We start from the raw sequence: 26,468 nt of genomic DNA on the forward strand, positions 1-26,468 counted from the left end.
ATAGCTCTCGACGCGCCTCTCCGGCAACTCACGCCAGACAGGCACTCTCGCGGTGAACCAGGCATGACACTCGACATCACACAGTTCTATCAGACGTTCTTCGACGAAGCGGACGAACTGCTCGCGCAGATGGAGCAATTGCTGCTCAATCTCGACGTGGCCCGCCCGGACCCCGAAGACCTCGCGGCGATCTTTCGCGCCGCGCATTCGATCAAGGGCGGCGCGGCGACGTTCGGCTTCACCGCGCTCACCGAGACCACGCACATTCTCGAGTCGCTGCTCGATCGCGCGCGCAACAACGAGCTGGTGCTGCGCAAGGACATGATCGACACGTTCCTCGAGACCAAGGACGTGCTGTCCGGCCAGCTCGCCGACTACCGCGCGAGCGCCGAGCCCGACGCCGAGGTGGCGCGCGCGATCTGCGCGAAGCTCGAGCAGCTGCACGCGGAAAGCCGCATGGGCGGAGCGCCGGCAGCGGCAGCCGTCCAGACCGCGCCGGCCGCGGCGCAGCCGCCGGCAACCCAAACAACAACAGCAACAACCGCGGTACAGCAGCAAGGCGGCACCCCGCCCGAGCACGTCGTCGAACAGGCGGTGCAAATGGCGGGCGAATGGATGGACGGCGAACCGGCACAGACCGGGCAGGCCGCGGGCACGGACGACAGCGCCGGCCCACATCTGAAAATTACGCTACGGGGCGTGGGAGAGAAAGACCAGGAACTGCTCGCCGAAGAGCTGGGCAACCTGGGCAATATCGTCGGGCAGGTCAAGAGCGGCGGCGATCTGATGCTGTGGCTTTCGAGCGACGTACCCTCCGACGACATCATCGCCGTGTGCTGCTTCGTGATCGACGAAAGTCAGATCACGATCGGCCGTGGCACCGCGCCGGCGGACGACGCGCAGCAGGGCGAACCTGGAACGCCCGCCGCTGCCGCCGTTCCGACACCGGCGCAAAGCGCGCCTGTCGCCCTCGCCGCTCCCGCGGCGCAAGCGCAGGCGCAGCCGGTGGTTCATGCGGAGCAGGCGCCATCGTCGGCTCCGGCGGCTCACGCCGCTGCGCCCGCAAGCGCGGCCAGTCACACCGACAGCATCGAGCCGCCGCCAGCGCCACCCGCGGCGGCTCCGGCGGCAGCCAAACCGGCTTCGGCCGGGTCCGCCGAACACGACCGCAAGGCGGCCCGCCCGGCCGCCGCGGCGGCGGCCGGCGAAGGCAGCTCGATTCGCGTCGGCGTCGAGAAGGTCGATCAGCTGATCAACCTGGTCGGCGAGCTGGTGATCACGCAGGCGATGCTCGCGGAGACCACCAGCACGTTCGATCCGGCGCTGCACGACCGGCTCTTCAACGGCATGGCGCAGCTCGAGCGCAACGCGCGCGATCTGCAGGAAGCGGTGATGTCGATCCGCATGATGCCGATGGATTACGTATTCAGCCGCTTCCCGCGTCTGGTGCGCGATCTCGCGGCGAAACTCGGCAAGGAGGTCGAACTCGTCACCTTCGGTCAGGCGACCGAACTCGACAAGAGCCTCATCGAACGGATCATCGATCCGTTGACGCACCTCGTGCGCAACAGCCTCGACCACGGCATCGAAACCGTCGAGGCACGGCGCGCGGCGGGCAAGGATTCGACCGGTCAGCTGGTGCTGTCGGCCGCGCACCACGGCGGCAACATCGTCATCGAGGTCAGCGACGACGGCGCGGGCCTGCGTCGCGACAAGATTCTCGCGAAGGCGGTCAAGCAGGGCATGCAGGTCAGCGAAACGATGACCGACGAGGAAGTCTGGAACCTGATCTTCCTGCCGGGCTTCTCGACCGCCGAGCAGGTCACCGACGTGTCCGGCCGCGGCGTCGGCATGGACGTGGTGAAGCGCAACATCCAGTCGATGGGCGGTCACGTCGAAATCACGTCGCACGCGGGCAAGGGCAGCACCACGCGGATCGTGTTGCCGCTCACGCTGGCGATTCTCGACGGCATGTCGGTGAAGGTCGGCAACGAGATCTTCATCCTGCCGCTGAACTTCGTGATGGAGTCGCTGCAGCCGCAAGCCGAAGACATCTACACGGTCGCCAACGGCGAGCGCGTGGTGCGCGTGCGCGGCGAATACCTGCCGCTCGTCGCGTTGCATGAAGTGTTCAACGTGTCGGAGGCGAAGCAGGAGCCGACCCAGGGCATCGTCACGATCATGCAGACCGAGGGACGGCGCTTCGCGATGCTGATCGACGAACTCGTCGGCCAGCAGCAGGTGGTCGTGAAGAATCTGGAAACGAATTACCGCAAGGTGCACGGCATTTCCGCGGCGACCATTCTGGGCGACGGCAGCGTCGCGCTGATCGTGGACGTCGCGGCGCTGAACCGCGAATCGCGTCACGCGCATGGGCATGCGCAGGCGATGAGCCTCGCGTGACGCATGCAGCAAACGCCTCAATGACAGACATCGCAACACAACTTCAACTCAATTTATCCCAACCGTTTGGGGGCTAACGTGGCAGAAGTCCAATCCATCAATTCGAGCGTCGCAAATGCGAGCGGTACGAATGGCCGCCGCGACGCGCAGGCGGACGCCGGCGGTCAGGAATTCCTCGTCTTCACGCTCGGCGCGGAAGAGTACGGCATCGACATCCTGAAGGTGCAGGAAATCCGCGGCTACGACAACGTGACGCGCATCGCCAATGCGCCCGAGTTCATCAAGGGCGTGATCAACCTGCGCGGCATCATCGTGCCGATCGTCGACATGCGGATCAAATTCCATCTGGGCCGCGTCGAGTACGACCATCAGACCGTCGTGATCATCCTGAACGTCGCGCATCGCGTGGTCGGGATGGTCGTGGACGGCGTCTCGGACGTGCTGACGCTGGCGGTCGACCAGATCATGCCGGCGCCGGAATTCGGCGCGACGCTGACGACCGAATACCTGACCGGCCTCGGCACGGTCGACGGCCGCATGCTGATCCTGATGGACATCGAGAAGCTGATGACCAGCTCCGAGATGGCGCTGACCGAGACGCTCGGCATCTGACGGCAGGCAGTAACGGAACCCGGCACAAGGAGCATCAACATGCTGAGCAGGTGGTCGATCCGCACATCGCTGACGATGGTGGGGATTCTTCTGGTGACGCTGACCGTGGCGGTCGGCGCGCTCGGGCTGACCGCGCTGAATCGCGCGAGCGGCTCGCTCGATCGCATCGCGCGCGGTGAACTGGTCGCGATTCATGCGCTCGACGACGCGTCGGCGTATCTGCTGCGCTCGCGCATCGCGATCGAACGTTTCAACACACTCACGGCCGCCGGCAACGCGGACGAGGCGAAGAAGGCACTCGATCGTGCGCAGGAGCTGCTCGGCAAGAGCAATCAGAGCTGGCAGGCGTATCTCGACGCACCGAAGCACGGCGTCGAGCAGCCCTTGCTCGACGATGTGCTCGCCAGGCATACGACGGTGATGCACGACGGCGTCGACGTCGAATTCGCCGCATTGAACGCGAACAATCTCGACGCATATCACGCGGTCGCGGACACCAGGATCAGCCCGATGTTCATCGCCTACGACGCGGCGGCGGCCGCGGTGATCCAGGCGCTGCAGCAGAGCGTGGCCGATCAGGAGGCGAGCGCGCAGTCGAACACATCGCTGATGATCACGCTGATCAGCGTGATCACGGCGTTCGCGCTGCTGGTGGTGGTCGGCATCAGCTTCGCGCTGCGCGGGCTCATCGTGCAGCCGCTGAAAGACGCGACCGCATGCTTCGAGCGGATCGCCGCGGGCGACCTGTCCACCCCGGTCGAGGCATTCAGCAACAACGAAATCGGCCGCCTGTTCGCGGGCATCAAGCGGATGCAGGAAAGCCTCGCGACGATGCTGCGCGCGGTGCGCAGCGGCACCGAATCGATCGACACCGGCGCACGCGAAATCGCAATGGGCAACACCGATCTGTCGCAGCGCACCGAGCAGCAGGCGGCGTCGCTGCAGGAAACCGCGTCGAGCATGGATCAGCTGACCGGCACCGTGCGGCAGAACACCGAGAACGCGCGCCAGGCGAGCCAGCTCGCCGTCAACGCGTCGGACATCGCGACCCGCGGCGGCGAGGTGGTGAGCCAGGTCGTCACGACGATGCAGGAGATCGCGACCAGTTCGAACAAGGTCGTCGACATCATCGGCGTAATCGAGGGCATCGCGTTCCAGACCAACATCCTCGCGCTGAACGCGGCGGTCGAAGCCGCGCGGGCCGGCGAACAGGGCCGCGGCTTCGCGGTGGTCGCGGGCGAAGTGCGCAGCCTCGCGCAGCGCAGCGCGAGCGCCGCGAAGGAGATCAAGGAGCTGATCGGCGATTCGGCCGACAAGGTGAAGAGCGGCTCCGAGCTGGTCGGCCGCGCCGGCACGACGATGGACGAAATCGTCCAGGCGGTGCGTCGCGTGACCGACATCATGGGCGAGATCAGCGCGGCGTCGGAAGAGCAGTCGAGCGGCATCGAGCAGGTCAATCGCGCGGTCGTGCAAATGGATTCGGTCACGCAGCAGAACGCGGCGCTGGTCGAACAGGCGGCCGCCGCGGCGGCGTCGCTCGAAGATCAGACGCGGCAGTTGCAAGCGGTGCTGAGTGACTGGAAGGTGGCCGGCGGCACACTGGCGCGTCAGAGCGCACCGGCGACACCGCGTTCGCAAGCCTCCGCGCAGGTCGCCAAGGCGGCACGGCAAGCAGCGAGTGCGGCGACTCCGGTGCACCCGGCCGGCGCGAGCAGCGAAGTGAAGGCAACTGCTGCGGTCCCGGCGGCCCCGAGCCAGCACGATGCAGCCGCACGCGTCGAACCGGCCTTGAAGTCCAGGCCGGCCGCAGCAGCGGCTCGCGCGACGACCGACACGCCCGCGCGCGCCGCTCCGGCGAGCACGGCGAAGGCAAGCTCGGACGCGGACTGGGAAACGTTTTAGGCAACGGCAGAGTGATATGTGGTCAACCGGCATCGCGCCCGCGGATGGGCGAAGCATCGAAGCACGCGCAGCACGCGTGTCGCGAGCCGGCCGTATGTCGATGGTACTTGCGGGAGGGCGCGACCCCGCGAAGACAATTCCTACCACCCAGCCAGTGCGGCTGGGCGGCGAGCGTGATGGCTCATATCGCAGACAGGAATTTTGATGATGGCAACGCGCGCAACACAACGCCCCGTGCGGGCGGCACCTGACGGCATGGAGCCGGCCAGGTCCGTCGAGACGGGACGCGATTTCGAATTCACGGCGGCGGATTTCGCCCGCATCCGCGATCTGATTCATCGCGTGGCGGGCATCTCGCTGTCGGACCACAAGCGCGACATGGCGTATAGCCGCCTCGCGCGACGCTTGCGGGCGCGCGGCATCGATACGTTCCGCCAGTATCTCGATCTGCTCGAAGCGGAAAACGATCCGGCCGAGTGGGAAGCGTTCACCAATGCGCTGACCACCAACCTGACCGCGTTCTTCCGCGAAGCCCATCACTTTCCGATCCTCGCCGAGTTCGTGCCGCGCCGTTCACAACCGGTGTCCGTGTGGTGCTCGGCGGCATCGACCGGCGAGGAGCCGTACTCGATCGCGATGACGCTGATCGAAGCGCTCGGCGACAGCGGCGCGCGCCAGGCATCGGTGCTCGCGACGGACATCGACACCCAGGTGCTCGCGAAGGCCGAGGCCGGCGTCTACCAGTTCGATCAGGTCAAGCACCTGTCGCCCGAGCGCCTGAAGCGCTTCTTCCTGAAGGGCACGGGCGCGCACGCGGGGATGGTCAAGGTGCGTCCCGAGGTGCGCGCGCTCGTGCGCTTCGAGCAACTGAATCTGACCGATCGCGACTACCAGTTGCGCACGCAGTTCGACGCGATCTTCTGCCGCAACGTGATGATCTATTTCGACAAGCCGACGCAGGCCCAGGTGCTGGCGCGCTTCGAGCCGCTGGTGAAGCCGGGCGGCCTGCTGTTCGCCGGCCATTCGGAAAACTTCACGTACGTGACGCAGGCGTTCCGGCTGCGCGGCCAGACCGTCTATGAACTGACGCGCGACGCCAGCGGTGCGCGCGCGCCGTCGCGCGCCCACGCGCATGACGCGCTTCAATCGAGCGGGGTGGCCGCATGAGCAGCACGCTGCCGATCGCTACCAACCTGTACTACGACAACCACTTCCAGCGCCCCGGCGTGAAGCTGTTGCCCAACGAGTTCTACACGACGAGCGAAGACATGGTGCTCGTGACCGTGCTCGGCTCGTGCGTCGCGGCCTGCATCCAGGACCGCACCGCGGGCATCGGCGGCATGAATCACTTCATGCTGCCCGACGACGGCGCCGATCTCGCGCAGGCCGCGTCGGACTCGATGCGCTACGGCGCGTACGCGATGGAAGTGCTGATCAACGAACTGATCAAGGCGGGCGGCCGGCGCGAGCGCTTCGAGGCCAAGGTGTTCGGCGGCGGCGCGGTGCTCGCGGGCATGACGACGATGAACATCGGCGATCGCAACTCGGAGTTCGTGCGCCGCTATCTGGCCACCGAAAAGATCCGCATCGTCGCCGAGGACCTGCAGGGCTCGCATCCGCGCAAGGTCGCGTTCATGCCGCGCACCGGTCAGGTGATGGTGAAGAAATTGCGCTTGCAACAGGAAGCGGGCGTCGCCGAGCGCGAACAGGCGCTCGTGCGGCAGAGCGCCGAAGCGCGCGCCGAGCGGCTCGCCGCGGCGCGCAGCCGGGTCGAGCTGTTCGCGAAGCCGGCCGCCGCGCGGCCGAAAATCGAACTGTTCGGCGCGAGCCCGCGCCCGACTTATTCCAACAACGCCAGAACCACAGAGGAGGCGTGAGCGCTGTGCAAAAGATCAAGGTATTGTGCGTCGACGATTCGGCGCTGATCCGCAGCCTGATGACCGAGATCATCAATGGCCAGCCGGACATGACGGTGGTGGCGACGGCGCCCGATCCGCTCGTCGCGCGCGAGCTCATCAAGCAGCACAACCCGGACGTGTTGACGCTCGACGTCGAAATGCCGCGCATGGACGGCCTCGATTTTCTCGAGAAGCTGATGCGTCTGCGGCCGATGCCGGTCGTGATGGTGTCGTCGCTGACCGAGCGCGGCAACGAAATCACGCTGCGCGCGCTCGAACTCGGCGCGGTCGATTTCGTGACCAAGCCGAAGGTCGGTATTCGCGACGGCATGCTCGACTATGCGGAAAAGCTCGCCGACAAGGTTCGCGCGGCGGCCCGCGCGCGCGTGCGCCAGGCCGCGCCCGCGCAGCATGGGGCCACCCAGGCGGCGCATGCGCCGGTCGGCTCGGCGCCGCTCTTCAACAACCCGCTGCTCAGTACCGAGAAGCTGGTCATCGTCGGTGCGTCGACGGGCGGCACCGAGGCCATTCGCGAAGTGCTGGTGCCGCTGCCGCCCGATGCGCCCGCGGTGCTGATCGCGCAGCACATGCCGCCGGGCTTTACGAAATCTTTTGCGCAACGCCTCAATGGTTTGTGCCGGATTACCGTTAAAGAAGCAGAGCACGGCGAGCGGGTGCTGCCGGGGCACGCGTACATCGCGCCGGGCCACGCGCATCTGTTGCTCGCGAGGAGCGGTGCGAACTATATTGCGCATCTGTCCGACGACCCGCCGGTGAACCGGCATCGTCCGTCGGTCGATGTGCTGTTCCGCTCGGCCGCGCAGCATGCGGGCAAGAACGCGGTCGGCGTGATTCTAACCGGCATGGGGCGCGACGGCGCGGCCGGTCTGCTGGAGATGAGAAAGGCCGGTGCCTACACGCTGGCGCAGGACGAGGCGAGCTGCATCGTGTTCGGCATGCCGCGCGAGGCGATCGCTCTCGGTGCGGCCGACGAAATCGCCTCGCTGCCGGACATGAGCCGGCGCGTGATGGCGCGTTTGTCGTCGATGGGTGACCGCGTTCAGCGGGTATGATGCGTGCCGGATGGAATGACGCGGTTCAACGCCGCAACATGGATCAAGCAAAGGGAAAGAAATGGACAAGGGAATGAAGATTCTGGTGGTTGACGATTTTCCGACGATGCGCCGGATCGTCCGCAACCTGCTGAAGGAACTGGGCTACTCGAACGTCGACGAGGCGGAAGACGGCGCGGCCGGTCTCGCGCGTCTGCGCAGCGGCAGCTACGAGTTCGTGATCTCGGACTGGAACATGCCGAACCTCGACGGCCTCGCGATGCTGAAGGAAATTCGCGCCGACGCGAGCCTCGCCCATCTCCCGGTGCTGATGGTGACGGCCGAGTCGAAGAAGGAAAACATCATCGCGGCGGCGCAGGCCGGCGCGAGCGGTTACGTCGTCAAGCCGTTCACGGCCGCGACGCTCGACGAGAAGCTCAACAAGATCCTCGAGAAGATGGCGAAAGCCGGGAGCTGACGTGACGCCGCCGACCCAAACGCCTGGCGCCGAAGCGGGCAGCGATAGCGGCGACTTCGCGTCGGACCGCATCCTTGCTCGCATCGGTCAACTGACGCGCACGTTGCGCGATTCGATGCGCGAACTCGGGCTCGACAAGCACGTCGAGCGCGCGGCCGAAGCCGTGCCCGACGCGCGCGACCGGCTGAAGTACATCGCCAACATGACCGAGCAGGCCGCCGAGCGCGTGCTGTCGGCGATCGACATTGCGAAGCCGATCCAGGAGCAGTTGCAGAAAGATGCATGCACGCTCGACGCGCGCTGGGAGCAGTGGTACGCGGCGCCGATCGAACGCGAGGAAGTGCGCGCGCTGATGAACGACACGCGCACCTTCCTGCGCGGCGTGCCCGACTCGACCAGCGCGACCAACTCGCAGCTGATGGAGATCATGCTCGCGCAGGACTTCCAGGATCTGACTGGCCAGGTGATCAAGAAGATCACCGAGGTCGTCTATCTGATCGAGCAGCAGCTGCTCGGCGTGCTGGTCGAGAACATCGCGCTCGAACGGCGCGAGCAGTTCGCGGCGCACGCGGCGGCTCTGAAGGCCGAGGTGTCGTCGACGGGCAGCCCCGAGCATCTGCTCAACGGTCCGCAGATCAATCCGGAAGGCAAGACGGACGTGGTCCAGGATCAATCGCAGGTCGACGATCTGCTCGCGAGCCTCGGTTTCTGAGTAAACGATTCGGCCCGGCAGGCGCCGGGCTGGTGCTTTCTCCGGGATTTACGCCAAACACGCGGTCAATCGGCACCGACTCCCCATCTTCCTTACGATTTCCTGCTAGTAGTAGTCGGTAAGTCGCACGTGCGGGCGCACCTTGCGCCGGCTGTAAGAATCCGCAGGCATACTACGAGGTCAAAGCGGTACGGCACCCGGCCCGCGCAACGCCGGGCAGTCGCGTGGCGAGGAGATCCCTCGGCATTGCGGCCGCGGTGGCGCCGTATCATCTGCCTATAAGCGGCCGCTTCGTGTAACCGGCGAAGCGTGCCGCGGCCCGGAAGGAGCTTCTCATGTGGAGTCGTATTGGTCGCGCCGGAGTCACGGCGCTCGTGTTGCCATGTTCGTTACTGGCCCTGACGGCCGCGCAATCAGCCCATGCGGCGCTGGGCAGCGCGCCGCTTACCCCCCCGTCCGACGCGTCGGTGTCGTCCCGCGTGGTGCAGCCCGCCAGCGGATCATCGCAAAGTGTGATGCGTTCTCAAGCGAGCGGGGCATCTTCCACCTCTTCCACACCCGCTTCCTACACGGTACGCGAGACCACGTTCGGCAACGGCACCGTGGTGCGCGAATATCTGAGCACGAGCGGCGCGGTATTCGGCATTGCGTGGCGTGGTCCGCAAATGCCCGATCTCACTGATCTGCTCGGCAGTTATTTCCCGCAGTACGTGGCCGGCGTGAAGGCCGCGCGAGCCGCGCGCGGCAACGCGCGGGGGCCGGTCGCCGTGAACGACGGCAACATCGTGGTGCATTCGGGCGGCCACATGGGCGCGTTCAGCGGCGTCGCGTGGCTCCCGTCAGCGCTGCCGGCCGGCGTCAGCGGTTCCGACATCCAGTAACGGCGAGGACGACGATGCGAATCATGCTCACGACCGCGAATCTGAAAGGCTGGATGCAGGCGATGCTTGCCGTGCTGCTGGCGGCGACGCTCGTTGCCTGCGGTGGAGGCGGCAGCGATGACACCTCCGGCTCCAACAATGGCGGCGGCACGTCGAACGGACTGAACGGCGGTTCGCTGCCGCCCAGCCCGACCCAGCAGCCGATTGCCGCGAACGCGTCGAACACGGTGCCGATCACGGTCGGCCGGGGCGTGGCCGGCGTCATCAACATTCCGACCGTCAGCGTGACGATCTGCGCGCCGGGCTCGACCACCAACTGCCAGACCATCAACAACATCCAGCTCGACACCGGCTCGTTCGGCTTGCGCGTGGTCAGCTCGGTGCTCAATTCGACGCTGCTGGGCGCGCTGCCAAACAGCACACTCGGCAGCGGCGGCCCGCAGCTCGCCGAGTGCGCGACGTTCGCGGACGGCTTCACGTGGGGCTCGGTGCGCACTGCGCTCGTGACGATCGGCGGCGAAACGACGACCGGCGCCATCCCGCTGCAGATCATCGGCGACAAGCCCACGAGCACGGTACCCACGAGCGGCTGCGGCAGCGGTTCGCCCCAAAACACGGTCAGCGATCTGGGCGCCAACGGCATTCTCGGCGTCGGCACCGCGCTGACCGATTGCGGCGCGACCTGTGCGAACCCGGCGACCGCGGCGACCTACAGCAACTACTTCGCCTGCCCGAACGGCATGTCGTGCACGCGCACCGCGGTGCCGCTCAACCAACAGGTGGCCAACCCGGTCGCGAACTTCCCGCTCGACAACAACGGCGTGATCGTACAGATGGCACCCGTGTCTAACTTCGGGCAGGCGTCGGCGACCGGCACGCTGGTGTTCGGCATCGGCACGCAGGGGAACAACCCGCTTGCGGCCGCGCAGGTCTTCACGACCGGCCCATTCGGCGATCTCGACAACAGCAGCTTCAACGGCACGACGGTCCAGGCGTTCCTCGATTCCGGCTCGAACGGCTATTTTTTCACCGATGGCTCGATCACGCTGTGCGGCAGCCAGTTCCCGGGCTTCTATTGCCCGTCGTCGGCGCAAACCCGCACGGTCACGCTGGTGGGATTGAACAAGGTATCGGCGGTCGCGAGCATCGGCATTCTGAGTGCGCAGACGCTGTTCGCGAACGGCAGCAACTTCGCGTTCAACAACCTCGCCGGTCAGATCAGCGGCAACGCCAGCTTCGACCTCGGTCTGCCGTTCTTCTACGGCCGCCACGTCTACTACCACCTCGATCAGACCGCGAGCGGCGGTCCCTCCCCGTTCGTCGGCTACTGAAGCCGCACGTCTATCCAATGCCGGACGGCGCGCGTGAAACACGCGCGAGCCGTCCGGTCATCTGTCGAAATACCCCGGTTTCTCCTTCTTTATCCGCCGATCGGCGCTTGCGTCGAGCAGGAATAATCGCTCTCACTGGAAAGAGGCGCCGTGCCTCGGCCGACTGGAGAGCTTTGTGGCAGAGGACAGCGACCTCGAAAAAACCGAATCAGCCACCCCTCGGCGCCTGCAGAAGGCGCGCGAGGAGGGGCAGATCGTGCGTTCTCGGGAGCTGTCGACCTTCGCGCTGCTCGCGGCCGGGTTCTACGGTGTATGGGGCATGTCCGGCAACATCGGCGACCATCTGCAGAACATGGTGCGTACGTCGCTGATGTTCAACCACGCGAGCGTGTTCGACACCAACCGCATGCTGATCGGCGCGGGCACTGCGGGTCGCGAAGGGCTGTACGCGCTCGTGCCGGTCCTCGGCGTCACCGGACTGGCCGCGCTGCTCGCACCGATGGCGCTGGGCGGCTGGCAGCTGTCGGCGAAGGGGCTCGAGCCCAAGTTCAACCGGCTGAACCCGATCGAGGGCTTCGGCCGCATGTTTTCGATCAACGGACCGATCCAGCTCGGCATGTCGCTCGCGAAGACGCTGGTCGTGGGCCTGATCGGCGGCACGGCGATCTGGAATCGCCACGAGGAATTTCTCGCGCTCGCGACGCAGCCGCTCGAAGTCGCGCTCGCCAACTCCATGCATCTGATCGCGGTGTGCTGCGGCATGACGGTGGCCGGGATGTTCGCGGTGGCCGCGCTCGACGTGCCGTATCAGCTGTGGTCGTTCCACAAGAAGCTGCGCATGACGAAGGAAGAAGTGAAGCGCGAGCATCGCGAGAGCGAAGGCGATCCGCACATCAAGGGCAAGATTCGCCAGCAGCAGCGCGCGATCGCGCGGCGCCGCATGATGGCGCAAGTGCCGAAGGCCGACGTGGTCGTGACGAACCCGACGCACTTCGCGGTCGCGCTGCAATACACGGACGGCGAGATGCGCGCGCCGAAGGTGGTCGCCAAGGGCGTGAACCTCGTGGCCGCGCGGATTCGCGAGATCGCCACCGAAAACAACGTGCCGCTGCTCGAAGCGCCGCCGCTCGCACGGGCGCTGTATCACAACGTCGATCTGAATCGCGAGATTCCGGGGCCGCTCTATGGCGCGGTCGCCGAAGTGCTCGCGTGGGTCTATCAGCTGCGCCGCTTCAAGGCCGAGGGCGGCGACGTGCCGCTCGCGCCGACCGAACTCGACGTGCCGCCGGAACTCGACAAGGGCGCCGTGTCAGACCAGGACGCCGCCGAAGAAGCCGCCGACACGCTGAACCCGACCGCCGACAACGCCAACGACGCCACTAGCGGCGACAACAACGGAGCCTCCGCATGAACGCTCGCGCTGGTTTCCTCGCCCGACGGCCGGATGCGCTGAGCAGCACCAACCTGCGCGCCCTCGCCGGGCCGGTGCTGATCTGCATGATCCTCGGCATGATGATTCTGCCGTTGCCGCCGTTCCTGCTTGATCTGCTGTTCACGTTCAACATCGCGCTGTCGGTGATGGTGCTGCTCGTCAGCATGTACACGATGAAGCCGCTCGACTTCGCAGCGTTCCCGAGCGTGCTGCTGTTCTCGACGTTGCTGCGGCTGTCGCTGAACGTCGCCTCGACGCGGATCGTGCTGCTCGAGGGCCATACCGGTCCCGATGCGGCCGGCCAGGTGATCGAGTCGTTCGGCCACTTCCTCGTGGGCGGCAACTTCGCGGTCGGTATCGTCGTGTTCGTGATCCTGATGGTGATCAACTTCATGGTGATCACGAAGGGCGCGGGGCGGATCGCCGAAGTGTCCGCGCGCTTCACGCTCGACGCGATGCCCGGCAAGCAGATGGCGATCGACGCCGATCTGAACGCCGGCCTCATCAACGAAGAGCAGGCGCGCAAGCGTCGCACGGAAATCTCGCAGGAAGCCGAGTTCTACGGCTCGATGGACGGTGCGAGCAAGTTCGTGCGCGGCGATGCGATCGCCGGTCTGCTGGTCATGGTGATCAACATCATCGGCGGGCTGATCGTCGGGATGGTCCAGCACGACATGAGCTTTGCCGCGGCGGGCAAGAACTACACGCTGCTGACGATCGGCGACGGCCTCGTCGCGCAGATTCCGTCGCTGGTGATTTCGACGGCGGCCGGCGTGATCGTGTCGCGCGTCGCGACCAACGAGGACATCGGCACGCAGCTGACCGGGCAGCTCTTCACGAACCCGCGCGTGCTGATGATCACGGGCTGCATTCTCGTGCTGATGGGCCTGATCCCGGGCATGCCGCACTTCGCTTTCCTGATCCTGGGCGGCGGCCTGATCCAGCTCGGCCGCACGATGAAGAAGCGCAACGAGGAGCGCAAGAACGCGCCGGCGCTCGTCGACGTCGCGCCGGCCGCGCTCGCGCCGGTCGAAAACGCCGAGGCGAGCTGGGACGACGTGACGATGATCGACACGCTCGGCCTCGAAGTCGGCTACCGGCTGATTCCGCTCGTCGACAAGAACTCGGACGGCGAGCTGCTCAAGCGCATCAAGAGCATACGCAAGAAGTTCGCGCAGGAAATCGGCTTCTTGCCGCCGGTCATTCATATCCGCGACAACCTCGAATTGCGGCCAAACGGTTATCGGATCGCGTTGAAGGGCGTCGAGGTCGGTTCGGGCGAGGCGTACCCGGGCCAGTGGCTCGCGATCAACCCGGGCCAGGTATCGGCCGCGCTGCCGGGCACGCCGACCCAGGACCCGGCGTTCGGCCTGCCCGCGATCTGGATCGATACGAACCTGCGCGAGCAGGCGCAGGTATACGGCTACACGGTCGTCGATTCGAGCACGGTGGTCGCGACGCACCTGAATCACCTCGTCGTCACGCACGCGTCGGAGCTGCTCGGCCGCCGCGAGGTGCAGTCGCTGGTCGAGCGGATGCAGAAGGACACGGCGTCGCTGGTCGACGATCTGGTGCCGAAGATGCTGCCGCTCACCACGCTGCAAAAGGTGTTGCAGAACCTGCTCGAAGAAGGCGTGCCGATCCGCGACATGCGCACGATCCTCGAAGCGCTCGCCGAGCACGCGACCAAGATCACCGACCCGCACGACCTGACCGCCGCGGTGCGCCTCGCGCTGGGTCGCGCGATCACACAGCAGTGGTTCCCCGGCACCGCCGACATGCAGGTGATGGGCCTCGACGCGAACCTCGAACGGGTGCTGTCGCAGGCGCTCTCGACCGGACCGAACCCGGGTCTCGAACCGGGTCTCGCGAACACGCTGCTCACCGAAACGCAGAAGGCGATGATGCGTCAGCAGAATCTCGGCCTCGCACCGGTGCTGCTCGTGCAGCACGCGTTGCGGCCCATGCTCGCGCGCTTCCTGCGCCGCAGCCTGCCGCAGCTGAAGGTGCTGTCGTATGCGGAAGTGCCCGATACCCGCAACGTCAAGGTGGTGAACCTGATCGGCGCACAGGGCTGACGCAGGCCGCTCGCTCGTGACTGTCGATACGACGAAAACCGGCGCTCCAATGGGGCGCCGGTTTTCGTTTGCACGCGCCTTTCAGCGCTCGTCGAACGATGCGTCCGCCGTGTGTCCATCGCGCGAATTGCCCGCCTTTAACGGTCTTTATCCATCGATCGTGGCCCGACGCGTTTCGCAATAATTGATCGCAATGGGAAGCGGTGTATTGCCGGTCCTTCAGTCCGTATACCTCATCGGGGGTCCAGCTTGAACATTCGTAAATTTGTCGGTGCTACCAGTCGCGATGCGCTGCGTCTCGTTCGCGAAGCACTTGGCCCCGATGCGGTCGTGCTGTCGAATCGCACGATGGACGACGGCAGCGTCGAAATCGTCGCGCTCGCGGATAGCGATCTCGCCGCCATCACGCCGAAAGCGCGCGAAGGCGCGGCATCGACGGCGGGGCCGCGCGGCTTGTCCACAGCGCCGATGAATCCATATGCGAGCGCCATGCCGGACGTGTTTTCGTCGGTGTTCGGCGCGAGCCCGGAAGCGGGTGCCGAAGCGATGCCGGCGATCGTGCCGGCGAATGCGGCCGCGGATTCGGTGGCCGGCTCGCCGAACAAGACGGCGCTCGATTCTGCGGTCGGCCAGGCGGTCGACATGCAGTCCGCGAGTGAAGCAGCGCCGGCCTCGTTGCGGGCCGGTTCGCAAGTTGGTCCGGCGATGCTGGCTGCGAGCGGCGCGTCCGCGGCCATCGCGACAGGCGCCGCGCCCGTCGCAAGCCAGCCCGCTTCCGCCGCGCCTTCCGGCGCGAGCGCCCGCGCCGCATCCGCGCGCCTGTCGAAAGACATCCGCGCGGATCTGCTGAAAGCCGCCGGCGTGCCGGTACCGCCGGCCGTCGCATCGAGCGAGGCCGCCGCGCCGCGCACGATGGCCGAATCGAATCCGTGGCTCATCGATCACGCGCGCCGCATCGCGGCCGAGCAGCAGCAACAACAAGACGGCCAATACAGCGCGCGTCCCGCCGCCATGACACCCGCCGTCGCGACCGCCAAAGGCCTCGGCAACGCGGTCGACGCGCGGCCGGTGATCGACACGCCCGACTGGGCGCGCGAAGCCGCCGAAGTCGCCGCGCGCCGCAGCGCGCAGAAGATCGCGCCGGCGTCCTCCAGCGACGAGGGCCGCACGCCGGCCGCCGTCGCCGAAGCGATCAAGGGGCGCATGGAGCAGGTCGTCAGGGACACCGTGATGAACGAGCTGTCGTCGATCCGCGACATGATGGAAGAGCAATTCGCGGGTCTGCTGTGGGGCGATCGACAGCGCCGCAGTCCGGCACGCGCCGCACTCACCAAGCACCTGTTCGCCGCGGGCTTTTCCGCGCAGCTCGTGCAGATGCTGGTCGACAACATGCCCGAAGCCGTCGACACGATGGACGGCGGCATGGACTGGGTGCGCTCGGTGCTCGAATCGAACCTCCCGGTGATGGAGAACGAAGACGCGCTGATGGAGCGCGGCGGCGTGTTCGCGCTGATGGGGCCGACCGGCGTCGGCAAGACGACGACCACCGCGAAGCTCGCCGCGCGCTGCGTGATGCGCTTCGGCGCGAGCAAGGTAGCGCTGCTGACGACCGACAGCTACCGCATCGGCGGTCATGAACAGCTGCGCATCTTCGGCAAGATTCTCGGTGTTTCGGTGCACGCGGTGAAGGACAGCGCCGATCTGCAACTCGCGCTCTCGGAATTGCGCAACAAGCACATCGTGCTGATCGACACGATCGGCATGAGCCAGCGCGACCGCCTCGTGTCGGAGCAGATCGCGATGCTGAGCCGCGCCGGCCAGCCGGTGCAGCGTCTGTTGCTGCTCAACGCGACGAGCCACGGCGACACGTTGAACGAAGTCGTGCAGGCCTATCACCGCGCGCCGGACCAGCAGCCGCTCGCCGGCTGCATCCTGACCAAGCTCGACGAAGCGACCAACCTCGGCGGCGTGCTGGATACGGTGATCCGCTACAAGCTGCCGGTGCATTACGTATCGACCGGACAGAAGGTGCCGGAGAACCTGTACGTCGCGACGAAGAAATTCCTGATCAAGAGCACCTTCTGCATTCCGCGCGACAACTCGCCGTTCGTGCCGCACGACGACGACATCCCCGCTTTGCTGTCCTCGCTTTCCGCACGTTCGACGGCCGAGCTGCACGAGGTTCGCTTTGGATAAGTTCGGTTCAGATCAAGCCGAAGGGTTACGGCGGCTGCTCGCGCGCGGCGGTGCGCGCGTGATCGCGTTGGCGGGTGCATCGTCGGGCGTCGGCAATACGACCGCGGCGGTCAACCTCGCCGCGGCGCTCGCGCAGCAGGGCAAGGACGTGCTGGTGATCGACGAATGCGTCGGTGAGAACTCGGTGAGCGCGATGCTTGGCGGCTTGCGCGGCGCCGGCAACTTCGCGGCGGTGATGCGCGGCGACACCCCGGTCGACTTCGCTGCCGCGCGTCACGCGCTCGGTTTTTCGGTGCTGGCCGCGTCGCGCAACAACCGCGAGGGGCACACGGAGGCCGAGCTCAGCGTGCTGCTCGGCGGCTCGGCCGACATCGTGCTGATCGACGCGCAGCTCGACGTCGAAGGGCATCTGTCGCCGCTCGGGAAGCAGGCGCACGACGTGATGATCGTCGCGCGCATGTCGGGCGAGGCGATCACCGACGCGTATGCGTGCATCAAGCGGTTGCACTACGCGCACGCGATCGCGCAGTTGCGCGTGCTCGCCAATCACGTGCAACGCGCCAACGACGCGCAAGCCGCGTTCGCGAAGCTCGCCAGCGTGGCCAGCCGTTACCTGACCGTCGCGTTGGAATGCGCCGGCTGCATCGCGGCCGACGTGCGCATGGCACGGGCGCTGGAGCTGTCGCGATGTGTGGTCGACGCGTTTCCGTCGACACCGGCCGCGCGCGACTTCCGCCATCTCGCCGCCGAATTGCAGTACTGGCCGATGCGGCCAGCGATGTCGTCGCAAACGCCCTGGCGGGCGCCTGCGACAGTTACAGCGGCGCACCACGCCGACCAACCGTCCGCGCATCACGCTTAAAAGGCGTGCACGAAGGATAAGGGGAGCACGATGTACAACGCTCAGGGAAAGATTTCTCAGGCCGACGTTCTGACGAAGTACGCACCGCTCGTGCGTCGACTCGGTTTGCAGCTCGTCGCGAAAATGCCGGCGAGCGTCGATCTCGACGACCTGATCCAGGCCGGCATGATCGGCTTGCTGGACGCCGCCGGCCGCTACAAGGAAGACCAGGGCGCGCAGTTCGAGACCTATGCCAGCCAGCGGATTCGCGGCGCGATGCTCGACGAGCTGCGCAGCAACGACTGGTTGCCGCGCAGCCTGCGCCGCACCTCCCGCGAAGTGGAAACCGCGGTGCACAAGGTGGAGCAGAATCTGGGCCGCTCGGCGAGCGAGGCGGAGGTCGCCGAGCACCTGCAGATGCCGCTCGACGAATATCAGTCGATGCTGCAGGACCTGCACGGCAGCCAACTGATCTACTACGAAGACTTCGACCGCTCCGCCGACGACGAACCTTTTCTGGACCGCTACTGCGTCGATCATTCCGATCCGCTGTCGGCGCTGCTCGACGACAGCTTGCGCTCGGCGCTCATCGAAGCGATCGACCGCTTGCCGGAGCGTGAGAAGCTGCTGATGTCGCTCTACTACGAGCGCGGCATGAATCTGCGCGAGATCGGCGCGGTGATGGAAGTCAGCGAATCGCGCGTATGCCAGTTGCACAGCCAGGCGGTGGCACGCCTGCGCGCCCGGCTGCGCGAAATGGCCTGGGCGAACGCCGAAACGAACTGACGCCAGCGCGGGGCAGGCCGCCGATCTTCAGGCGCTGCCGTTCACATGCGGCGGTGCGGCGATGCCGATGCACGCCGGTGCCGCCTGCCGTTGCTCAAGCGTCCGCCATCTCATGCTCGGCGGCGAGCGCGAGAAACGCCGAGCGCGACATGCCGCGCGCCTGTGCATACGCGTCGATTTCCTGCACCAGCACCTCAGGCAGCGAGATATTGATGCGAACCGCCTTCTTCAACGCCGGAATATTGCGCGTTGTCACGAAACCCCATGTGAACCCCTCGAACTCGGGATTGCGCCGATGCTCGCCGAGCGTGAGCGGCTCGGGCAGCGGCAACCCTTCGTCGAGCAAGGTTTCGAGATGCGATTCGATTGCTTCCTTCGCGTTCGCATACGCTTCTTCGAGCGTGTCGCCCGCGGAGTAGCAGCCCGGGATATCGGGTACCACGACGCCGAATGCGTGCGTGTTGTCTCCGGGTTCGATGGCGATCGGAAAGATCAGATGCTTCATTTGAGCCCCGCCTGTTTCAGAATGCTGTTCAGGGTGCCGGCCGGCAAATCTTTTTTCGGATGGGGGACGGTGACGAGCCCCCGTTTTCCTGCGTGCCTGAAATGATGGTGACTGCCCGCTATGCGGACGAGCTGCCAGCCATTTGCTTGAATCAATTTGACGACCTCGGCACTGTTCATACATCACACCCTCCATTATACACACGCATACACACTTAAAGCAGCAACAAGATTTCGCCTGTGGATACGCGGCCCTGTCGAAGTCGCGGCGCCGGTGAAACCTTGAACGAAGTCATCATTTCAACGTGATGAGGTGGATTAGCACCAGCTAGCCGAACGGCTAACGCGGCCAGGAATGCGGAGGAAGGTGGATGAAAAAGCGGTGGCGAAAAATGAAAAGGCCCGTCGTCGACGGGCCCTTTCATTCATTTCGGATATTGCTCGATTGCGGCCCGGACAGGCGGGCCGATCAAAGTCCCGAATAAGCCGGAATTCTTCCGTCGGGCCCATACAGATTCGTCTTGCGCGGCACGTTGACTTGCAGCGCTTTTAGCGCGCGCTGGTTGTAGTCCATCCGCACGCGGATCAGCTCGCCGTTGTTGGTGTTGACGCGCCGAGCGCGATCCGCGGCTTTCTGCAGCAGCTTCCATTGCGTCGCGACGCGCGCGTCGGTGCTCGCCGCGAGTTCCATGCCGGACCAGCCGGTCGGAAAGCCGAGTTCGGTCAGATGTGCGTCACGCGCGGCTTCGAGCCTCGCGAGCACGCCGATGAGTTCGGTTTTCTTCTCGACGATCGCTGGCAACTGCTCCATTGGCGAGACCGCCGTCAGTGCTTTGGTTTCGAGACTGAGGATCGAGGCGAATGCCTCGACGGTCGAATATTCTTCGATCAGGGTAGCAACCAGGGCGTCTTTCATGTCAACAACTCGCTACGCACACCGGCTCGCGAACGACGCGCGAACCGCGTTGGTCGAACGCCGCCCGGCAGGTCACCGCGCGGCGCAATGCCGATCAGTGGCCGGTCGACGAGGTTTTGTTCCGCAACAGATCGCGCGCCGTCTGCAGTACGCCGTCGGCGATCTTGCCGGAGTCGATCTGCAGCGTGCCGTCCTTGATCGCCTGCTTGATCGACTCGACGTGCGCGATGTCGATGTCGGCCGTGCCGGAGGCCGCGAGGCTGCGCAGATGCTGCGACAGACCCGACAGGCTGACGCTCGTGTCGCCCGACGCGCTGCTCGGGGCCGACGCGGCCGTGCCCGTCGCGCCCTGCGTGGCGCTGGTTGCCGGCGTGGCTTCGCCGCTCTGCTGCGAACGGGACAAAGCGTCTTTCAACGACGGCAGATTCGAAGAGGTGGTGGGATCGACTTTCACGATTGGCTTCCCTGACGATTTGATCCTGATAACGGCAACTGCTGATCAAAACTTTAGCGCAATCGTTCGACGCCGGCCCGCCGGCAGGCGGCCATCTGCCCCTTTCAATATCCGTTTGTCATTCCGCTCACATCTGGATCTCGACCGTGCCGCCGTCCTTGACGATGCCGGAGATGATCTGGCCGTTTGCGGTCTTCACACGCACCTGCTGGCCCGGTGACGCGTTGTTCATCGCGCTGCCCTCGGACGAAATCGAGAACCCGTCGCCGGCCGCGACGACCCGCACGGTCTGGCCGAACACCACCGACGACGCGCTCTTCAGCATGTCGCGGCGCAGCGGCATGCCGCCCGAAATCCGCACCAGCGAGACCGAACCGACCGCCTGCGACGGGTCGGTGACGATCGCCTGCGGCAGGCCGGTCAGGTCTCCTTCGCGCGCGACGAGGTCGGCGGCCGTGAGCACTTCGCCCGGCGCCATCGCGCGGGCGGCGAGGTAGTAGGTTGCATGCAGCGAGATGCGCGCCTGCAGATAAATGGTCCACGGGCGCTCGCCCGCGCAGCGCACGCCGACGGTGAGCCGCCCCCACAAGCGCCCGCCGCTCGGCATGAACGGTTCGAGCGACGTGCACGCGGCGAGGCCGCGCGGAAACGCGGACGCGACCGTGATGTCCGCCTTGCCGGGCAGGCCGACGGCCTGCTGTTTCAGGAACGCGAGCGCGGCTGCGTGAATCGCTTCCGGGTCCTGCTGGCCTGGCAGCGGCGCGGGTTGGGCGGGCGTCGCGGCGGCAGCGGTCTGCGGCGTTCTCTGTGCGATGGCGGTGGCGGTGTTGGCAACTGGTTGGCGCGCGCCGGGCGACGTCGCGGGCACTTTCACACTGGGCAGACGCGGCGGCTGCGCGGCAGCCGCCGCGAGCGGCTTGCCATTCGCGCCGAACTCGGGCGGCTCGCCACGAGCCGCGAGACTGTCGAAGCCATCGCTTTGCGATGCATTGGCGGCGACCGCGGGCGAATTCGCGGCGCCGGCGGCCGGGCCCGCTTCGACGTTGACGCGCGCGACCCCCGATGCTCCCGTGCTGGCCGCCGGCGGAATCGTGACGACGCCGTTGGCGTCCGGTTTGAAGTTGGTGCGAATGATGGCCGGCGCGGCGGCTGCGGGCTCGCCCGCGCCCGGAATGACGATCGCGCCGCTTGCGCTCGCCGCACGCCCGAAGGTATCGGTGTCGCGCGACACGGATGCGCGGCCGAGCGACTGCGCGGTCGCCGCCGCGAGCGACGCCGCCGACGCGCTGCGCTGCGCCGGCGTCTGAATCCGCTGGGCAAGATCGTTCAGCGCGGCGGGGTTTTTCTCGGCGGGCCCTGGAATCACGATCGGGCCGCTCGCATCCTGCGCCTTGGTCGCAGCCGGCAGCAACACGATGCCGCCCGCAACCCATACGGCGACGTTGATCACCACCCGGGTCAGGCAACGCGCCACGCACCGCGAGATAGAGCGCGGCAGCGGTTGCGCGAGCACGCCCTCCGAACCCTCGACACGTTCATCGGCCCCGCCGCCACCCACGAGACGCCTCGTCGTGCCGCCCGCACGCTGCGGCAAGGGGTTGGTGGGCTGGTCCATCGCGGGTCTCCATCGAATGCATCGGTACGCCTTGCATTCTAGTGAGCACCCCTTTCGCGCAAACGTTGAATAGAAGCCCCCTTTCCCGGTTATTCGTCCGATTGCCGCTTGCGCCCGACCCATAAGATGCATCACATGCAAAAAGGCCTTCGCCCCCGCCGCGTATCTTTCACGATGCGCACACGGAACGGCCTTGGAAACGTTCTCGGGAGATTCCGATGCTGGACAAACTCGATGCCGAATTCGCGTTCGGCCGGCAGGCGATGGATGTGCGCGCGTACCGGCAGGAACTGTTGTCGTCGAATATCGCGAACGCCGACACGCCCGGCTATAAGGCGCGCGATATCGACTTCGCGTCGTCGCTCGCCGGCGCGCTGAAGAAGACGGGCGGCAGCACCGCCGGGCAGGGCGCATCGAACAACTCGACGCTCGCGATGGCGCAGCCCGCCGGCGTGACGAGCGGCATGTCGATGAACACGACCGAGGCCGGCCACATGAGCGGCAAGGCCAGGCTGAGCGCGACGGGCGGCAGCCCGGACGACTACGGCAACCTGCAATACCGCATGCCGCTGCAACCGGCGCTCGACGGCAACACGGTCGACGTAGACGTCGAGCGTGTGCAGTTCGCCGACAACACGGTGCACTTCCAGTCGGGTATGACGGTCGTGTCGAGCCAGATCAAGACGATGCTGTCGGCGATCACGTCGGGCTCGTCGTAAGCCGGGCACGAGTACGCCGCGCGAGCAGGGCGCATAGCGGCTGAACACAGGCAGCATGCACGCACAACAGAAACGCTACGGGACTTAACGTGAAGCCGGTGCGAACCGGCAGGAGAGGTCAGGAAACATGCCATCCCTGATGAATATTTTTGGTGTCGCGGGTTCCGCGATGTCGGCGCAGTCGGAGCGGCTCAACGTGACGGCGTCGAACCTCGCCAACGCGGACAGTACGACGGGCCCCGACGGCCAGCCGTACAAGGCCAAGCAGGTCATATTCGCGGTGAACCCGATCGGCGGCGCGCGCACGCGCTCCGGCCAGCAGGTCGGCGGCGTGCGGGTGACCGGCGTGGTCGACGATCCCTCGCCGATGAAGACCGCGTACGACCCCGGCAATCCGGCCGCCGACGCGAACGGCTACGTGACGCTGCCCAACGTCGACCCGGTGCAGGAGATGGTCAACATGATCTCGGCCTCGCGCTCGTACCAGGCCAACGTCGAAACGCTGAACACGGCCAAAACCCTGATGCTGAAAACGCTCACGATCGGAACCTGAGGAGAGAGTCTTGACCACCAACACCACGATCGGCAGCAACGGCACGACCGTTTCGCAGACGCTGCTCGACACGATGAACGGCACGAGCAGCACGAGCTCGACGAGCGGCACCTCGGGCACTTCGGCCTCGGACCTGCAGAACACCTTCCTGCAACTGCTCGTCGCGCAGCTGAAGAACCAGGACCCGACCAATCCGATGGACAGCTCGCAGATGACCTCGCAGCTTGCCCAGATCAGCACGGTGCAGGGCATCAGCAACCTCAATACGTCGCTGACCTCGCTGTCGACGCAGCTGTCGGCCAGCCAGCAGGCGCAGTCCGCGCTGCTGATCGGCTCGACCGTGCTCGCACCGGGCAACTCGGTCACGGTGTCGAGCGGCAAGGCGAACGAGTTCGGCGTCACGCTCGCGAATGCCGTCAGCGACCTGCAGATCGTCGTGAAGAACTCGGCCGGCACGATCGTCAACACGCTGGATCTCGGCAAGCAGTCCGCCGGCACGATTCCGGTTGGCTGGACGCCGACCGACTCGGCAGGCAACACGCTGCCCGACGGCACCTACACGATTACCGCGACCGGCACGATCAACGGCCAGCAGGCGACGGCCACCACGCTCACCAGCGCGACGGTCCAAAGCATCGTCCAGCAGAGCAGCGGCACGCCGGGCCTCGTGCTGTCGAACGGCACGACGGTCGGCCTGACCAGCGTCGCCGCGATCCTGTAGTCCGGATCCATCCAGTTACGACTTTCCAGATACGGAGTACGTCATGAGTTACCAAACAGGTTTGAGCGGGCTGTCGGCGTCGTCGAGCGATCTCGACGTGATCGGCAACAACATCGCCAACGCCAACACCGTCGGCTTCAAGAGCGGCACCGCGGAATTCGCCGACATGTACGCCAATTCGGTCGCGACCGCGACGAGCCAGCAGATCGGCATCGGTACGAAACTCTCCGAAGTGCAGCAGCAGTTCTCGCAAGGCACGATCACGACAACGAATCAGGCGCTGAACGTCGCGATCAACGGTAACGGCTTCTACCAGCTGTCGGACAACGGCACGCTGGTGTATTCGCGCAACGGCGTGTTCCAGCTCGACAAGAACGGCTTCATCACGAACGCGCAGGGCTTGCAGCTGATGGGCTACGCGGCCAATAGCTCGGGCATCATCAACACCGCGCAGACCGTGCCGCTGACCGTGCCGACCGCGAACATCGCGCCGCAGGCGACCACCTCGATCACCGCGGGCCTGAACCTGAACGCGCAGGACGACATCATGCTCGGCGCGCCGACCGTCAAGGCCGGCGGCGCCAACACCGGCACGCTGACCACGACCGGCGCGACGATCACCAACGCGGCCGCGGGCAGCAACACCGACAACTACACGATCAACTTCACGAGCCCGACCACCTACACGGTCTCGGTAAACGGCGGCCCGGCCTCGGCGGCGCAGACCTACACGGCCGGCACTGCGATCACGCTCGGCAACGGCGAGAGCATCACCTTCAGCGGCACGCCGGCGACCAACGACAGCTACACGGTCGCGCCGAATCCGACCGCGTTCAACCAGAACAGCTCGACGACCTACAACTACTCGACGAGCACGACCGCCTACGATTCCCTCGGCGGCTCGCAGACGGTCAACATGTACTTCGCGAAGACCGGCTCGGGCACGTGGAACGTGTACGCGGGCCCGGCGACCGGCACCGCGACGCTGATCGGCACGGCGAACTTCAACTCGTCGGGCACGCTGGTCAGCACGAGTCAGGTCAACACCCCGATCGCCAACCCGCCTACGTTCACCGCGACCACGACGCTCGGCGGGTTCAGCTTGTCGATCCCGACCACCGACGGTTCGGGCACGCCGCAGAACATCACGCTGAACCTCGGCGCCACCACGCAGTACGGCAGCAAGGACGGCGTGAACAAACTCGCGACCGACGGCTACGCGGCCGGCCAGCTGACCAGCTTCACGGTCGGCTCCGACGGCACGCTGACCGGCAACTACTCGAACGGCCAGACCGCGGCGCTCGGCCAGATCGTGCTCGCGAACTTCGCGAATCAGAACGGTCTCGTCAACCTCGGCAACAACGAGTACGGCCAGACGTCGGCCTCCGGCGTCGCGCAGATCTCGACGCCGGGCTCGACCAATCACGGCGTGCTGCAAGGCGGCGCGGTCGAGAACTCGAACGTCGATCTGACGAGCGAGCTGGTCAACCTGATCACCGCGCAGCGCAACTATCAGGCGAACGCGCAGACGATCAAGACCCAGCAGGCCGTCGACCAGACCCTGATCAACCTGTAAGCCAACGGGACCTCTTCATGGATCGGCTGATCTACACCGCGATGTCGGGCAGCGCGCAAGCGCTCGAACAGCAGGCGATCGTCGCGAACAACCTCGCGAACGCGTCGACCACGGGCTTTCGCGCGCAGCTCGAAACCTACCGCGCCGTGCCGATGTCGTTCGGCGACGGCAGCACGATCGACGACAACACGACCCGCACCTTCGTGCTGTCGTCGACACCGGGCGCCGACTTCACGCCGGGGCCGATCCAGCAGACCGGCAATCCGCTCGACGTCGCGATTCAGGGGGCCGGCTGGCTGTCGGTGCAGACCGCCGACGGCAACGAGGCCTACACGCGTGCGGGCAATCTGCACATCGACGAAAACGGCCAGCTCGTGAACGCGACCAATCAGGTCGTGCTCGGCAATGGCGGGCCGGTATCGGTGCCGCCGGGCGCGCAGATCACGATCGGCAAGGATGGCACGGTGTCGGCATTGACGCCCGGCGATCCGCCCACCGCGGTCGTCACCATCGATCAGCTGAAGCTCGTCAATCCCGATCCGCAGTCGATCACGCGCGGCGATGACGGACTGTTTCGCACCGCCGACGGCAACCCCGCCGACGCCGATCCGACCGTGATGCTCGCGCCGGCGTCGCTCGAAGGCAGCAACGTGAATCCGGTCAGCGCGATGGTCTCGATGATCACCAACGCGCGCCAGTTCCAGATGCAGACGCAGTTGCTGCAAAACGCCGACAAGAACGATCAGTCCGCCAACCAGATTCTCAGCTTCAGTTAACGGATTGCCACGGGGCGCCCTACGAGGCTCGC

General features: G+C 66.0%; 25 protein-coding genes. 20 read left to right on the forward strand and 5 right to left on the reverse strand.

What is annotated here, in order from left to right:
- The first annotated feature begins 63 nt into the window (after positions 1-63).
- From cheA to QFZ91_RS15540, 15 genes are all read left to right on the forward strand, one after another.
- Positions 64-2,403, forward strand: a complete 2,340-nt coding sequence (gene cheA / locus QFZ91_RS15470; RefSeq protein ID WP_429567733.1) for a chemotaxis protein CheA — start codon at positions 64-66, stop codon at positions 2,401-2,403.
- Between the two features lie 78 nt (positions 2,404-2,481).
- Positions 2,482-3,015, forward strand: a complete 534-nt coding sequence (locus QFZ91_RS15475; RefSeq protein WP_176124465.1) for a chemotaxis protein CheW — start codon at positions 2,482-2,484, stop codon at positions 3,013-3,015.
- Positions 3,016-3,054: 39 nt separating this feature from the next.
- Positions 3,055-4,917, forward strand: a complete 1,863-nt coding sequence (locus QFZ91_RS15480) for a methyl-accepting chemotaxis protein (RefSeq protein ID WP_429567734.1) — start codon at positions 3,055-3,057, stop codon at positions 4,915-4,917.
- A 204-nt stretch (positions 4,918-5,121) separates the two neighbouring features.
- Positions 5,122-6,084 carry a CheR family methyltransferase gene (locus QFZ91_RS15485; RefSeq protein WP_176380051.1) on the forward strand — a complete coding sequence of 321 codons (963 nt, stop codon included), beginning with the start codon at positions 5,122-5,124 and terminating at the stop codon, positions 6,082-6,084.
- Positions 6,081-6,794, forward strand: a complete 714-nt coding sequence (gene cheD, locus QFZ91_RS15490) for a chemoreceptor glutamine deamidase CheD (RefSeq protein ID WP_176367764.1) — start codon at positions 6,081-6,083, stop codon at positions 6,792-6,794. The genes QFZ91_RS15485 and cheD overlap by 4 nt, the downstream gene beginning before the upstream one ends.
- A 5-nt stretch (positions 6,795-6,799) precedes the next feature.
- Positions 6,800-7,888: a protein-glutamate methylesterase/protein-glutamine glutaminase gene (locus QFZ91_RS15495; RefSeq protein ID WP_429568652.1), complete on the forward strand. Its 1,089-nt coding sequence runs from the start codon at positions 6,800-6,802 to the stop codon at positions 7,886-7,888.
- Positions 7,889-7,949: 61 nt separating this feature from the next.
- On the forward strand, positions 7,950-8,345 hold the full coding sequence (cheY, locus tag QFZ91_RS15500) for a chemotaxis response regulator CheY (RefSeq protein ID WP_018418782.1): 396 nt from the start codon (positions 7,950-7,952) through the stop codon (positions 8,343-8,345).
- A 1-nt stretch (position 8,346) separates the two neighbouring features.
- Positions 8,347-9,057, forward strand: a complete 711-nt coding sequence (gene cheZ / locus QFZ91_RS15505; protein ID WP_176109974.1) for a protein phosphatase CheZ — start codon at positions 8,347-8,349, stop codon at positions 9,055-9,057.
- A 335-nt stretch (positions 9,058-9,392) separates the two neighbouring features.
- Positions 9,393-9,938, forward strand: coding sequence for a DUF2844 domain-containing protein (locus QFZ91_RS15510; protein WP_429483987.1), 546 nt, complete (start codon positions 9,393-9,395; stop codon positions 9,936-9,938).
- 14 nt (positions 9,939-9,952) lie between these two features.
- Positions 9,953-11,269, forward strand: a complete 1,317-nt coding sequence (locus QFZ91_RS15515; protein ID WP_429567735.1) for a DUF3443 domain-containing protein — start codon at positions 9,953-9,955, stop codon at positions 11,267-11,269.
- 175 nt (positions 11,270-11,444) lie between these two features.
- On the forward strand, positions 11,445-12,680 hold the full coding sequence (gene flhB / locus QFZ91_RS15520) for a flagellar biosynthesis protein FlhB (RefSeq protein WP_429567736.1): 1,236 nt from the start codon (positions 11,445-11,447) through the stop codon (positions 12,678-12,680).
- Complete coding sequence (gene flhA / locus QFZ91_RS15525) at positions 12,677-14,779, forward strand: flagellar biosynthesis protein FlhA (protein WP_429567737.1); 2,103 nt, start codon at positions 12,677-12,679, stop codon at positions 14,777-14,779. Before flhB ends, flhA begins: the two co-directional genes overlap by 4 nt.
- Before the next feature lie 249 nt (positions 14,780-15,028).
- Complete coding sequence (gene flhF / locus QFZ91_RS15530; RefSeq protein ID WP_429567738.1) at positions 15,029-16,975, forward strand: flagellar biosynthesis protein FlhF; 1,947 nt, start codon at positions 15,029-15,031, stop codon at positions 16,973-16,975.
- Positions 16,968-17,837, forward strand: a complete 870-nt coding sequence (locus QFZ91_RS15535) for a MinD/ParA family ATP-binding protein (RefSeq protein WP_429567739.1) — start codon at positions 16,968-16,970, stop codon at positions 17,835-17,837. Before flhF ends, QFZ91_RS15535 begins: the two co-directional genes overlap by 8 nt.
- A 30-nt stretch (positions 17,838-17,867) precedes the next feature.
- On the forward strand, positions 17,868-18,602 hold the full coding sequence (locus QFZ91_RS15540) for an RNA polymerase sigma factor FliA (protein WP_013090888.1): 735 nt from the start codon (positions 17,868-17,870) through the stop codon (positions 18,600-18,602).
- Positions 18,603-18,696: 94 nt separating this feature from the next.
- Here QFZ91_RS15540 and QFZ91_RS15545 read toward each other — a convergent pair whose 3' ends face one another.
- The 5 genes from QFZ91_RS15545 to flgA all read right to left on the reverse strand — a co-directional run bounded on the left by QFZ91_RS15545 (position 18,697) and on the right by flgA (position 22,091).
- Positions 18,697-19,107, reverse strand: coding sequence for a type II toxin-antitoxin system HicB family antitoxin (locus tag QFZ91_RS15545; protein ID WP_176380056.1), 411 nt, complete (start codon positions 19,105-19,107; stop codon positions 18,697-18,699).
- On the reverse strand, positions 19,104-19,286 hold the full coding sequence (locus QFZ91_RS15550) for a type II toxin-antitoxin system HicA family toxin (RefSeq protein ID WP_013090886.1): 183 nt from the start codon (positions 19,284-19,286) through the stop codon (positions 19,104-19,106). The genes QFZ91_RS15545 and QFZ91_RS15550 overlap by 4 nt, the downstream gene beginning before the upstream one ends.
- Positions 19,287-19,575: 289 nt before the next feature.
- Positions 19,576-20,022, reverse strand: a complete 447-nt coding sequence (locus QFZ91_RS15555; protein WP_429567740.1) for a flagella synthesis protein FlgN — start codon at positions 20,020-20,022, stop codon at positions 19,576-19,578.
- Between the two features lie 94 nt (positions 20,023-20,116).
- Complete coding sequence (gene flgM, locus QFZ91_RS15560; protein WP_429567741.1) at positions 20,117-20,476, reverse strand: flagellar biosynthesis anti-sigma factor FlgM; 360 nt, start codon at positions 20,474-20,476, stop codon at positions 20,117-20,119.
- 127 nt (positions 20,477-20,603) lie between these two features.
- A complete protein-coding gene (gene flgA / locus QFZ91_RS15565; RefSeq protein ID WP_429567742.1) occupies positions 20,604-22,091 on the reverse strand; it encodes a flagellar basal body P-ring formation chaperone FlgA in 1,488 nt (495 codons plus the stop codon).
- Positions 22,092-22,309: 218 nt separating this feature from the next.
- Between flgA and flgB the strand changes: the two genes are divergently transcribed.
- The 5 genes from flgB (at position 22,310) to flgF (ending at position 26,436) form a co-directional block, all read left to right on the forward strand.
- Positions 22,310-22,810, forward strand: a complete 501-nt coding sequence (flgB, locus tag QFZ91_RS15570) for a flagellar basal body rod protein FlgB (protein ID WP_368598766.1) — start codon at positions 22,310-22,312, stop codon at positions 22,808-22,810.
- A 127-nt stretch (positions 22,811-22,937) separates the two neighbouring features.
- Positions 22,938-23,363 carry a flagellar basal body rod protein FlgC gene (gene flgC, locus QFZ91_RS15575; protein WP_013090881.1) on the forward strand — a complete coding sequence of 142 codons (426 nt, stop codon included), beginning with the start codon at positions 22,938-22,940 and terminating at the stop codon, positions 23,361-23,363.
- Positions 23,364-23,373: 10 nt separating this feature from the next.
- Entirely contained in the window at positions 23,374-24,084 is a 711-nt protein-coding gene (locus tag QFZ91_RS15580; RefSeq protein WP_429567743.1) for a flagellar hook assembly protein FlgD, read from the forward strand.
- 43 nt (positions 24,085-24,127) lie between these two features.
- Positions 24,128-25,660 (forward strand): flagellar hook-basal body complex protein, encoded by a 1,533-nt coding sequence (locus tag QFZ91_RS15585; RefSeq protein ID WP_429567744.1) that lies wholly within the window; start codon positions 24,128-24,130, stop codon positions 25,658-25,660.
- 17 nt (positions 25,661-25,677) lie between these two features.
- Positions 25,678-26,436: a flagellar basal-body rod protein FlgF gene (flgF, locus tag QFZ91_RS15590; protein WP_368588207.1), complete on the forward strand. Its 759-nt coding sequence runs from the start codon at positions 25,678-25,680 to the stop codon at positions 26,434-26,436.
- Positions 26,437-26,468 lie beyond the last annotated feature (32 nt).

This window comes from Paraburkholderia sp. JPY419 (assembly GCF_050435705.1).
Taxonomy (GTDB): Bacteria; Pseudomonadota; Gammaproteobacteria; order Burkholderiales; family Burkholderiaceae; genus Paraburkholderia; species Paraburkholderia youngii.